Raw genomic sequence first — 11922 nt, forward strand, 5'->3', positions numbered from 1 at the left:
TCTGGCTGATCGTCAGCACCGTGCCGTTAGCGTTGAGCGCCTGGATGAAGTCGCCGTTCACCGCCGACGAGGTCGGCAGGCCAGCGCCGCTCAGCAGCGTCGAGCCGGCGCCGTCGGTGCCGTAGCTGTGCGCCAGCGTGCCGGTGGTGTTGGCGGTGTCGGGATTGACGTCGCCTGTGCCGCCCGCATTGCCGCCGGTCAGCGCGTCGTCGTCGAGTTGCACGGCCGCGTTGGCCGACACCGTCGGCCCGTCATCGTCGGTGTGCAGCTTGTCGCCGACCGATTCAGTCACCGTCACGCCCTGCGATAGATCGACCCGGCCGACGTCGAATTTGCCGACCACCGCTGTCGCCTGAAAGCGGTTGAAGGTCTCCACCGCCTGTGTGCCGGTGTTGTCAGTGAACCACTGCACCGTATAGGCGTCGTTGAGATGTTGTGCGGTTATGGTTCCATCAGGTATGCCGTTAACGGTGTTGAAGGTGACGAAATTGTTCGTGACGGTTGTGTCGGTGACGACCTGCCCGTTGCCGTCTTTGATGATGACGCGAACGATGGCCACCGCCGCATCGTCGGCAAGTGCGCTTTGGCCGCCATCGTTGCCGAGATTGGCGCCACTGTTGAGATTGTTGTCGATGTAGCTCCGGCCCGACTCAGCAGCGGTTGTTGCGCCGCCGGCGCTGAATGCCCCGATCTTCACGGTGAAGTTGGTGCTCGGAGTGCCTTCCGTCTGCGAGATGAAGAGCGCGGCGTCGGTGACATCGATGAAGTCGGTGTAGCTCATGTTGTCGATGTCGCCATATGTGCCCGGTGCCTGGCCTTTGACGAAGCTGAACACCGCCGTCTCACCCGGATCGAACATCTGGTTGTTGACGCCGATCGTGGCGCCGATGCCGCCCTGGCTGGTCTTGATGTTGTCACCTGAATTGTCGAGTGTTCCGTCGGCGTGGATGACCGGGTGTATGCCGCTTACCACCAATCCTGCGCCGGATGTGCCCACCGCCACGAACAGGTTGTTGCCGGAGGCGAGATTGTCGAAATTGAAGGACGTCGATCCCGTTGCCGAGACGTTGAGAATGTCGGTCCAGTCGATACTGTCATCGCTGCTCGTTACATCCGGGTGCGCGATGGCCTCGAAGGTCACCATCTCGATGCCGGCGCTGAGATTGTCGCCGGCCGCTTTCAGATAGAAGGCGGCAACGACGTCGCCTACGCCCTCGGTGGCGCTGGTGGTGGCCAGCACGATCGTGCCGTTCGCATAGGAATGCAGATAGATGGCATCGCCATCGACCGTCAGTAGCGGGCTGCCATTGAAGATGACCTGATCGCCATCGAGCGGCGCGCCGCTGCCATCGGAGAAGAACAGCTTGCTGATCGTCGCTCCGTCGGGATTGACCGTGACGAGCCCAGCCCCGCTGACCGCCGCCTCGACGTCGTCGGCATAGGCGCGCTGGCCCGCGGACAGTAGCAGGTCGCCAGCAAGGCCGTTCAGGAAAGTCTGGAAAGCGGAGGAAAGCCCGGTGAGGTTGCTGTCGATTACGGTGTCGTTGCCGTCCAGCAAGGTCTGCTGCCCCGAACTCTGATCCAGAGTCAGTGTGCCGGTGATGTCGATGGTGGTTGTCATGATTGTTATCCCCAACAAGAACTTTGAGTTTTGAATCTTGTGATCCGCCATCCGGCGACGCCGACATGTCGGGGTTCCCCAGATCCGATGGCTTATCGAATTGCGGCCTTAATTCCCTCAATGTGCCGCCGACGCGGAGGACGCGTCCATTCCCGCTTAGGTAGTATTGGGGTCAATGGCCGTACCTGATCGAACGATATATATCCTTCGATAGTGGCCGGTGCCGGCGGTTGCACGGCCGATGCCGTCAGGCGGCTTTCCTGCCCGTTGACGGCATCATGTCGATGTCAGTTGAAAGCGATGGTCAGATGAGGCCGGTTCGGCCCGTTCCCGGGCGCTCGGCGTCTTTGCCATGCGCCACCCAGGCCAGTTCCGCCCGGCTGCCGAGGTGCAGCTTCTCGTAGACGTGATGCAGGTGCATCTTCACCGTGCCTTCGGATACATGCAGCCGCTGCGCGATGGTCTTGTTGCGCAGCCCGCGCGAGACGAGATCGGCGACTTCAGTCTCCCGTCCGGTCAGCTTGGACATCGGCTGGGACTGCGTTTCCGGCATCAGCAGTTGCTGGACGATCTTGTTGTCGATCCACTTCTTGCCCGCCGCCACCGCGCTCACGCATTCGACGAGATAGCGGTGGCTGATGCCGTCCAGCAGCAGACCGTCGCTGTCGAGCGCCTGTATTTCCTTGATGTCGATCCTGCCGGCTGGCTGGACGATGAAGATGATGCCGAGAGCGCTGTTGCAGGCCTTCAGCCGGGCTGAGAGACCGGTCGTCTGCGGATCCGCGATGTCCAGGCCGACGATGACGATGTCTGGCCGATGGCGCTCCACATGAGGGACCACGTCGACAGGGCGGCGGCACTGGGCGACAACATCGTGTCCAGCCTTCTGCAACACCCACTCAAGACCGGCGAGATACACCCCCCGCGGGTCGGCGACAACCAAAGTCGACATACCAACACCGTCCGAAAAAACGCAACAAACTTGGTTAAACACCCGTTAAAGCACGAAACCAGAGCTCATGCGTATTGTCAAGTAAACACTAATATAGTGATTGCTATAATAACGATCCGAGGCTTTCAGACCAGCGCGGAATCCCACACGCCGTCACCATGTTTTCCCGGCGGACCGCCTTACGATGGCGCGACGCGCGTTTTCTCCCCGCTGACGGCGATGTCAAATCTCGCCCCCAGATTGCGGCGACTTGTGACCAAAAAAAGTGCTGGCAGCCCAACCCTAAAGCGCGTCGCGTTTGAACGGATTCAGGCGACGCTTTAGGTCCTTGTTTTTATGCATGTCGTCCTCCCAAAACCGAGGTCACTTTTGGGCGACATGCATTAGTGCATTCGAGGCAACGAGGCGGCCCGAATCGCCCGCGTGTTAAGTTATTGGTAACCCTCACAAGTCGAACACAACTCGAAGGCCAAAAAAGGCATTGGCTTCTCGTGCCCTGCATGGATGCTGCGGCTGATATCGAGGCGAGTCCAAGGAGCAGAGACCAGCATGGCCACCGTCCTCAACGCCAAGGGCGTTCCACTCCCCTATAGCGGGTCCTCGACCAGGTGGTACTCGGCGACGAATTCCGGCCCGGCACTTTATGGCAGCATATACAACGACTCGCTCTACGGCGACAGCAGCGTCAGCGTCACGATGTATGGCGGCAAGGGCGATGACATCTACTATCTGTATTCCACGAAAAACAAGGCGGTCGAACTGGCCAACGAGGGTGTCGACACCATCTCGACCTGGATGAGCTACAGGCTCCCGGCGAATTTCGAGAACCTGACGGTCACCGGCGACAAACACTACGCTTTCGGGAACGAACTGAACAACGTCATTACCGGCGGCTCCGGCCAACAGACGCTCGACGGCTTAAAGGGCGACGACGTTCTCAAGGGCGGATCCGGGGCGGACATTTTCGTCGTGGCCCCCGGCAACGGCAGCGACCTGATCCTGGACTTCAGCGCCGAGGATACGGTGCGCGTCGGGAGCTACGGCTTCACCTCCTTCGAGCAGGTGCACGCCAACATGGTCCAGTCGGGCGCGAACGTCCGACTTGATCTATCCGACACCGAGTTCCTCGTCTTCGCCAACAAGACAATCGACCAGTTCACCGCAAGCCAGTTCGATCTGGCCCTGGACAGGTCGCATCTGCAACTCACCTTCTCGGACGAGTTCAACACGCTGAACCTGTGGAATGGCTCGAGCGGTACCTGGGACTCGAACTTCTGGTGGGGAGCCGCGAACGGCAGCACGCTCACGAGCAACAACGAGCTTCAATGGTATATCGATACCAGCTACGCCCCGACGAGTTCAGTCAACCCGTTCAGCGTCGAGGACGGTGTTCTCACGATTACCGCCGCCCGAGCCCCCGAGGCTATCAAGCCCTACATAAACAACTACCAATACACGTCGGGTTTGCTGACGACTCACGAATCCTTCGCGCAGACCTACGGCTATTTCGAAATTCGGGCCGACATGCCCGAAAAACAAGGCGCATGGCCGGCCTTCTGGCTTCTTCCGGAGGACGGCTCCTGGCCACCGGAACTGGACGTCATAGAGATGACCGGTCAGGATCCAAACAAGCTTCTTATGACAAGCCACTCGAACGAGACGGGAACACATACGACCGTGGCCTCGACGCCCTTTGTCTCGGATACCGGAGGGTTCCACACATACGGGGTGCTGTGGACGGAAGACGAACTCGTCTGGTATTTCGACGACGTCGAAGTTGCCCATGCCGCGACACCCGCCGACATGCACGAGCCGATGTATATGCTGGTCGATCTGGCGGTGGGCGGCATCGCGGGAGCGCCCGCCGACGGGCTTGCGACGCCCGCGGAAATGCAGATCGACTACATCCATGCCTATTCGTTGAACGATTGGGTTATCTAGGTGGCACGGTGCACGCTGAAGGCAACAACCCGCAGGGTATGCATACGAGAGCGCTGCATTGAAATCATTGATCAATTTCCGCCGGCGGCACCGCCGCCAGCATAGATTTTAGTTATTTCAACAGCTTAGCGAATTGCGGGAGAGCGCTACCGCCTTTCTTCGACCCTTGACGGTCTAGTGAGCACGCGTTGCGGCGCGCTCGGGCGGGCACGGATATGCTCATCATCTTTCGACCTGCCGCGCCCGAAACGGCCCGGGAGGGAGCGCGGCAGCTAAGCGGCTGATCGCGCCCCCAGCTCCCGCCGAACCAGGACAAGCGTCGCATCGTCGGGATCGGTGGTGATGGTGAAACCCATGTCGCGCTCGACCTCGATCGCGGCACGGTTTTCACGGCTCTCGATCGCTTCGATCGCTTCGAGGCCGAGGTCTTCGGCATATTTCGCAATATAGGCGAGCAGCTCCCAGCCGACGCCCAGATGCTTGCGATCGGCGCGAATGCAGATCGCGACCTCACCGTTTCGGTCGGCTGGATCGCTTGCCAGCGTCGCAACCGCGATCAGCATTCCGTCCGCCGAGAACGCAAGAAAATTATGGATATGGGCGTCGTCTGAACGCGTCATCGCGACCAGCCGTTCATGGGAGACTTCCTTCACGGCGCCGAGAAAGCGGAAGCGCAGGTCGTCCGGCGTCACATGGGTGAAGAACTCCGCCAAGGTCGGTTCGTCTTGGGGATGCGCAAGGCGTATCTCGAAGCGAAAGCCGGTGCGTGTGGTGATTGAGCTATTCGTGGTCATACGCGGACCTCTAATCCTGGATTGTTCTGAAGCGGCCGGATGCTGCGGAGCCAAAGGGATATGGCTTTGCTCAGTATCTCCATGCCGCCGTTCGACGATATCCGGGTCATTCGCTCATGCAGTGGAGCGCGTCGCGCTTGACGATTTCGATGCTGCGCAGGCTGAGCAGGCGGATGACGCCCTTGTCCTTCAGCCGGGTGAAGACCCGTGAAACGGTCTCGATGGTGAGGCCGAGATAGTCGCCGATGTCCATACGAGACATGGGCAGTTCCACCTGTCGCAAGCCGCCCTGCCGTTCCGCGATGTCGACCAGGAAAGCGGCGACGCGTTCGATGGCGTTCTGGCGACCCAGGACCAGCAGGTGTTCCTGCGCGCGGGTCAAACCCTTGAGCGCCAGGGGCAGCAACTGGTGGGACATGTCCGCCCCGGCATTGAGCCGCAAGACGCGCACAGCGGTGGCGTTGATTGCTTCCGCGAAGAAATGATGTGTCGTGTCAGCCTCGAAGCCGAATGTCTCGCCGGCGAGGTGGAAGGCGCTGATCTGCCGGCGGCCGTCGGCAAGCAGGCGGTAGATGCGCACGGCGCCGAACTCGACCTGATAGAGGGCTAAGGCCTTCTCGCCCTGGGCATAGATCTCCGAACCAGCGGGAAAGAAACTAACCGGCTGCAATGGTGCCGGGTCGAATACCGCCGGCAGGCTTGGCTGGACAGAATGCGACGGCAGTGAAATTCTGGAGCTCGTGTAGGCGTGCATGGCTGTTTTCCCGGTTGTTCCGTGACACAGCAATCGCGCGAATCCGCGGGTCGCGAAATTCGGTTATATCCCTACGGGAAACTACCTAGGATTCGACCGTGGCAGCACGGGAGCCGTTGATGATGGCCGGTGCATGCCCGATCTGCTCGGGCGAGGTCGGGGGTGCCTGCCGGAGCCGATCGAGCATCTGGTCTGAGCCGTAGCCCATCGGACCGCCCATGGAAAAGCGCTACGGTCCCCGCCGGGCTCGCGGCACCGGTCGAGGATTTGATGCGGCGAATTTCACCACCGCGCTTGCCCAATTGTCATCCCGCGGTCATACGTTGGCGCTACATACCGTTAAATCTGGATTTATAGATACATGGATAAAAAACTAGCTCTCCTTGCCTTGGCGGCGCTCGGCCAGGATACCCGGCTCGAGGCTTTCCGCATGCTCGTTCAGGCTGGCGGCGAGGGAGTTCCCGCAGGTGAGATCGCTGCACGGCTCGATACCGTTCAGAACACCATGTCGGCGCACCTGAAGATTCTAGATCATGCCGGCCTGGTTCGAGCCGAGCGCGACGGCCGCACAATCCGCTACGTCGCGGACATGACCGGCTTCCGCGATCTACTCGCCTATCTGATGGAAGATTGTTGCAACGGCGCACCGGAATTGTGCCAGCCCGTCATTCAAGCTGTGACCTGCAAATGCTAGAAGGGAGGCGTACGCGATGAGCGAGCCGTACAACGTTCTGTTTCTCCGCACCGGCAATTCGGCCCGTTCGATCATCGCCGAGGCGGTCCTTAACCGTGTCGGTGTCGGCAAGTTCAAGGCCTATTCCGCCGGATCGCACCCCAATCAGCCTGCCGATGAACATGGTCGACAAACTTGCCCTGCAGAAGCAGCTGGACGAGATCGGCCGCAACCCGCCGAAGGCCGGCTGAGTCAAGGAACCAACCATGACTGATCATGCTTTGAACGCGGGCGAGGCGACGCGGCCCAGGATTGGCTTCGTTGAGAAATACCTGACGGTATGGGTAGCGCTGTGCATCGTTGCGGGTGTGGTGCTCGGTCATCTGCTGCCCGGCGCGTTCGGCGCCATTGCTTCAGCCGAGATCGCCAGGGTCAACATTCCCGTCGCGGTGCTGATCTGGCTGATGATCGTGCCGATGCTGTTGCGCGTCGATTTCGCCTCGCTGGCCAGGGTCGGCACCTACTGGCGCGGCATCGGCGTGACGTTGTTCATCAACTGGGCGGTGAAGCCGTTCTCGATGGCGCTGCTGGGCTGGCTCTTCATCGGCTGGCTGTTTCGGCCTTGGCTGCCCGCCGTGCAGATCGATTCCTACATTGCAGGGCTGATCATCCTTGCCGCGGCACCGTGCACGGCGATGGTGTTCGTGTGGTCGAACCTGACGCGCGGCGAACCGAACTTCACACTGTCGCAAGTGGCGCTCAACGACGCGATCATGATCGTCGCCTTCGCACCCATCGTCGGTCTGTTGCTCGGCCTGTCGGCCATTGCCGTGCCGTGGAGCACGCTGGTGTTGTCGGTGGTGCTCTACATCGTCCTGCCGGTGATCGTCGCGCAACTGGTTCGCGCCCGGTTGCTGGCGGCGAAGGGGCAAGCGGCGCTCGACGCGCTGCTGGCTGCCATGCAGCCGCTGTCGCTGTTTGCCCTGCTGGCAACGCTGGTGCTGCTGTTCGGCTTCCAGGGCGAGCAGATCATTGCCCAGCCGCTGGTGATCGCGCTGCTGGCGGTGCCGATCCTGATCCAGGTCTATTTCAATTCCGGCCTTGCCTATCTGCTCAACCGCATCTCCGGCGAGCGGCATTGCGTGGCCGGGCCATCGGCGTTGATCGGCGCGTCGAACTTCTTCGAGTTGGCGGTGGCAGCCGCGATTGCGTTGTTCGGGCTGAATTCGGGCGCCGCCCTCGCCACCGTGGTCGGCGTCCTCATCGAGGTCCCGGTCATGCTGTCCGTGGTGTGGATCGTGAACCGCAGCCGGGGCTGGTACGAAGAGGGTGCCGCCGTCAAAACCACAATGTCGACAGAGAGGCCCGCGCAATGACCGTCACCATCTACCACAATCCCGATTGCGGTACGTCCCGCAATACCCTCGCGATCATCCGCCAATCGGGCGAGGAACCGGAAGTGATCGAGTATCTGAAAACGCCGCCGTCGCGGGAACGACTGGTCGAACTGATTGCGGCGATGAGGATGAAGCCCCGTGACTTGCTGCGCGAGAAGGGCACGCCCTATGCCGAACTCGGCCTCGGCGACCCCAAGTGGACCGACGACGAGATCCTCGATTTCATGCTGGCGCATCCCATCCTGATCAACCGGCCGATCGTGGTCACACGTCTCGGCGTCGTCCTTGCCCGGCCTTCGGAAGCGGTTCTCGACGTCCTGCCAAATCCGCATATCGGGCCATTCGTCAAAGAGGATGGCGAAGTCGTGGTCGACAGGACGACATAGGGGCGCACCCTCGCGGTGATGCAGGTGTCGGGCGGCTCGCGGAGCTTCAGCGCCGTCAACCAGCTGCGTATTCTCGGCCGCTGGGTGCGGATGGTCACGATTCCCAACCAGTCGCCGGTAGCCAAGGCGTTCGCCGAGTTCGACGAAGCCGGCGGTCGATCTGAGCCAGAAAATTCATATTTCGAGAATCGCCGAAATTCATTTGACCGACTTCCCAATCGCGCTTATACATATTTCCATGAAACTCGAACAAGCAGCATCGCAACTCGAAGCTCTCGGGAACCCCACCCGGCTTCAGCTCTACCGTGTCCTGGTTAGGGCGGGGGACGAAGGGCTTCCGGTTGGCAGTATCCAGGAGAAACTGGAGATTCCGTCCTCGACACTGTCGCATCACCTCAAGCGGCTTGTCGACACTGGCCTCGTGACCCAGGAACGCCAGGCAACAACTCTGATCTGCCGCGCCAACTATCCCGGCATGAATGCGTTGATTGGCTATCTGGCTGACGAGTGCTGTGCCGACGCAAAATGTGCGCCAGCGGCCAGCAAAGCTGTCGCCTGATTTTTTTTGCGCGAATAATTCGAAGATACTGGAAGGATCGAACAAATGAGCGACATCGCAAATCTCCCGGTGGCCGTCATCGGCGCGGGGCCCGTGGGCCTCGCCGCGGCCGCTCAACTGATCAGCCGTGGACTGAAGGTGAAGGTGTACGAGGCCGGCTCGCATGCAGGTTCGAACCTGTTGGACTGGGGGCACGTTCGCGTTTTCACGCCGTGGCGCTATTGCGTCGATGCGGTTGCCCGCCGGCTGCTCGAGGGCCATGGCTGGACAATGCCGGAGCTTGAGGCATTTCCCACCGCCGATGAGATCGTCGATCAATACATCGGCCCGCTCGCGCAGCTTCCGGAACTGGCACCGTCGATCGAGACCAATGCTCGCGTCATCGCCGTATCCCGCTGGGGTGCCGACAAGGTCCTCAGCAAGGGGCGTGAACAGAGGCCCTTCATGCTGATGGTCGAAACCGCAAGCGGCCGGCGCCGGGATACGGCCCGCGCCGTCATCGACGCTTCGGGCACATGGCAAACACCGAACCCGCTTGGCGCAGGCGGCTTGTCCGCTGAAGGCGAGAGCGAGTTCGGCGACCGGATCGCCTACGGCATACCCGATGTCCTCGGCCGGGACCGCCATCTCTATGCGGGCCGTACGACGCTCGTGGCGGGGGCCGGTCATTCGGCTGCCAATGCCTTGCTGGAACTGGCCAAGCTGTCAGAAAGCGCTCCAGGCACCTCTGCAATCTGGACGACGCGCGGCACCGACCTGGTGCGGATCTATGGGGGCGGCGATGCTGACGCGTTGCCGGCACGCGGTGAACTCGGCTCCGAAGTCAGGGACCTTGCCGAAAGCGGGCGCGTCCGCCTTGTCACCGGCTTTGCCACCACAGCCATCAGTGAGGTGGACGGCCGCCTGCTTGTGGACGGGCAAACCAAAGACGGTCTTCAAACCATCGGGCCCGTCGACAGGATTATCGCGGCCACCGGCCAGCGGCCGGACCTCGCCCTGACCCGCGAACTGCGGCTCGATCTCGATCCATGGCTTGAAAGCGTAAAGGCGCTCGGTCCTCTCATCGATCCTAACGAGCACTCTTGCGGGGACGTCCCCCCGCATGGCCACCGTGAACTCAGCCATCCGGAACCGGGGTTCTATACGGTCGGAATCAAGAGCTATGGGCGTGCGCCGACATTCCTGCTGCTGACCGGCTATGAACAGGTCCGCTCCGTCGCAGCAGTGATCGCCGGTGATATGGCGGCGGCCGATGCCGTGCATCTGGTGCTGCCGGAGACCGGCGTTTGCACGGTGCCGGCATCGTTTTCCGGCTCAGCAGCCAAAGGCTGCTGCGGTGGCCCGGCGCCTGTGGCCGTTGACGCCTGCTGTGTTGCGGACGCGCAAGCCAAGGACAAGGGCAAGGCCGGCTGCGGCTGCAGCGCCGCAGCATGACCATGTCGCCCCCGTCGGCCGCCGTCGTGCGTGGTCGTCGCACGATCATCACGACGCTCGGCGTGACACAGATCATGGCGTGGGGATCATCGTATTATCTCCCCGCGGTCATTGCGCCGGCAGTCGCCTTAGGCACAGGCTGGCCTCTGGCCTGGGTCGTTGGGGGCCTGTCTCTCGGATTGCTCACAGCGGGAGTTATCTCGCCGCATGTCGGGTCTTCGATCGAGCGGCACGGTGGCCGCAACGTTCTGGCCTTCAGCGCGGGTTGCATTGGGCTTGGCCAGATCGGACTTGCGGTAGCGCCCAATCTGGCCGCCTACATCATCGCGTGGCTCGTTATCGGCCTCGGCATGGGGGCAGGGCTCTACGACGCCGCGTTCGGCACCCTTGGCCGGCTCTACGGCCATGGGGCTCGCTCCGCCATCACCACGCTCACCCTGTTCGGGGGCTTTGCGAGCACGATATGCTGGCCGATCTCGGCTTTTTTGCTGGGGGAGATTGGATGGCGCGGCACGTGCCTGGCCTACGCCGCGGTCCAGCTCTGCCTTGCCTTGCCGCTTTACCTTGTGATCTTGCCTCGTGGCCTGCCGCAACCGGCTGCCAAAGCCGCGTCGAGTAGGGCGGTGACGCCTGCCCTGCAAACCGGCTCCAATCTCACGATCATGATCGTCCTGGCCGCGACCCTCACGCTTGCGGCGGTAATCTCTTCGATGCTGTCAGTGCATCTGCTTACGATCCTGCAACGGAGCGGCATGACGCTTGCCGCAGCCGTTGGGCTTGGAGCCCTCGTCGGCCCCTCCCAGGTGGCTGCCCGGACGGTCGAGATGGTGATCGCGCCCCTCCATCACCCGATCTGGACCAAGTTCGCGTCGGTTACCTTCGTCGCTATCGGGGTCTCGGCGCTCTGGCTCGGCATGCCGATCATCCCGCTAGCACTCGCGTTCTACGGCGCGGGCATCGGGCTGGAATCCATTGCGCGGGGCACTCTGCCGCTCGCGATCTTCGGCTCCAATGGCTACGCCAAGCTGATGGGTCGCCTTGCCATGCCGAGCCTGATTGCTCAGGCGGCGGCGCCGTCCCTTGGCGCGCTGCTGCTGGAGCGCTTCGGCGCTTACGGCACACTGGCGACGCTTTCCGGCCTTGCGCTGATTAACGTCGCCCTGGCATGCGGCTTGGGTTGGCTGTTTTTCAGTCGAAGGGATATTCAGGTGCAGCCGCAATAGTGTGGCTGACGGTAGCGGTTGCCCACTTAACTTATTATTAGCGACTGGTAGCGGGAGAGGGACTTGAACCCCCGACCCCAGGATTATGATTCCCGTGCTCTAACCAACTGAGCTACCCCGCCAGGGCGGCGAAAGGCCCGAAATCCGCCTCAAATCGAAAGGCATGTCGGGGGCGTTCGCCAAGGTCG

At 61.7% G+C, this 11922-nt stretch carries 11 protein-coding genes, 1 tRNA gene and 2 pseudogenes; 9 read left to right on the forward strand and 5 right to left on the reverse strand.

The genetic code is table 11. From position 1 onward, the window contains the following. Positions 1-1621: hypothetical protein (locus NKH19_RS18855; RefSeq protein ID WP_352865608.1), on the reverse strand; the 1621-nt coding region annotated here is incomplete at its 3' end. A 304-nt stretch (positions 1622-1925) separates the two neighbouring features. Continuing rightward, the gene (locus tag NKH19_RS18860) at positions 1926-2573 is read right to left on the reverse strand and encodes a response regulator transcription factor (protein WP_352865610.1); all 648 of its coding nucleotides are present in this window, start codon (positions 2571-2573) and stop codon (positions 1926-1928) included. Between the two features lie 549 nt (positions 2574-3122). Here NKH19_RS18860 and eglC point away from each other — a divergent pair. Then, on the forward strand, positions 3123-4514 hold the full coding sequence (eglC, locus tag NKH19_RS18865) for an endo-1,3-1,4-beta-glycanase EglC (protein WP_352865612.1): 1392 nt from the start codon (positions 3123-3125) through the stop codon (positions 4512-4514). Positions 4515-4786: 272 nt separating this feature from the next. Here the strand turns inward: eglC and NKH19_RS18870 are convergent, their stop codons facing one another. Both NKH19_RS18870 and NKH19_RS18875 read right to left on the reverse strand, forming a co-directional pair. Then, entirely contained in the window at positions 4787-5308 is a 522-nt protein-coding gene (locus NKH19_RS18870; RefSeq protein WP_352865613.1) for a GNAT family N-acetyltransferase, read from the reverse strand. 106 nt (positions 5309-5414) lie between these two features. Continuing rightward, complete coding sequence (locus NKH19_RS18875) at positions 5415-6062, reverse strand: helix-turn-helix domain-containing protein (protein WP_352865615.1); 648 nt, start codon at positions 6060-6062, stop codon at positions 5415-5417. Positions 6063-6423: 361 nt separating this feature from the next. Between NKH19_RS18875 and NKH19_RS18880 the strand changes: the two genes are divergently transcribed. From NKH19_RS18880 to NKH19_RS18915, 8 genes and pseudogenes are all read left to right on the forward strand, one after another. Next, complete coding sequence (locus NKH19_RS18880) at positions 6424-6756, forward strand: ArsR/SmtB family transcription factor (RefSeq protein WP_352865617.1); 333 nt, start codon at positions 6424-6426, stop codon at positions 6754-6756. Positions 6757-6772: 16 nt separating this feature from the next. Continuing rightward, a pseudogene (locus tag NKH19_RS33565) lies at positions 6773-6898 on the forward strand (arsenate reductase/protein-tyrosine-phosphatase family protein); the annotation flags it as partial. Between the two features lie 103 nt (positions 6899-7001). Next, complete coding sequence (gene arsB / locus NKH19_RS18890; RefSeq protein ID WP_502910976.1) at positions 7002-8111, forward strand: ACR3 family arsenite efflux transporter; 1110 nt, start codon at positions 7002-7004, stop codon at positions 8109-8111. Further along, positions 8108-8518 carry an arsenate reductase (glutaredoxin) gene (arsC, locus tag NKH19_RS18895; RefSeq protein ID WP_352865619.1) on the forward strand — a complete coding sequence of 137 codons (411 nt, stop codon included), beginning with the start codon at positions 8108-8110 and terminating at the stop codon, positions 8516-8518. The genes arsB and arsC overlap by 4 nt, the downstream gene beginning before the upstream one ends. After that, positions 8519-8699, forward strand: a pseudogene (locus NKH19_RS18900) (arsenical resistance protein ArsH); the annotation flags it as partial. It abuts the gene before it with no gap. A 57-nt stretch (positions 8700-8756) separates the two neighbouring features. Continuing rightward, entirely contained in the window at positions 8757-9077 is a 321-nt protein-coding gene (locus NKH19_RS18905; RefSeq protein WP_352865621.1) for an ArsR/SmtB family transcription factor, read from the forward strand. Positions 9078-9122: 45 nt separating this feature from the next. Next, positions 9123-10511, forward strand: coding sequence for an FAD-dependent oxidoreductase (locus tag NKH19_RS18910; protein WP_352865624.1), 1389 nt, complete (start codon positions 9123-9125; stop codon positions 10509-10511). Next, positions 10508-11734 carry an MFS transporter gene (locus NKH19_RS18915; RefSeq protein ID WP_352865626.1) on the forward strand — a complete coding sequence of 409 codons (1227 nt, stop codon included), beginning with the start codon at positions 10508-10510 and terminating at the stop codon, positions 11732-11734. Before NKH19_RS18910 ends, NKH19_RS18915 begins: the two co-directional genes overlap by 4 nt. 45 nt (positions 11735-11779) lie before the next feature. Here NKH19_RS18915 and NKH19_RS18920 read toward each other — a convergent pair. Then, positions 11780-11856: transfer RNA gene (locus NKH19_RS18920), tRNA-Met, on the reverse strand. Positions 11857-11922: the final 66 nt, after the last annotated feature.

Source organism: Mesorhizobium sp. M1338 (assembly GCF_040318045.1).
In the GTDB taxonomy this organism is placed as follows: domain Bacteria; phylum Pseudomonadota; class Alphaproteobacteria; order Rhizobiales; family Rhizobiaceae; genus Mesorhizobium.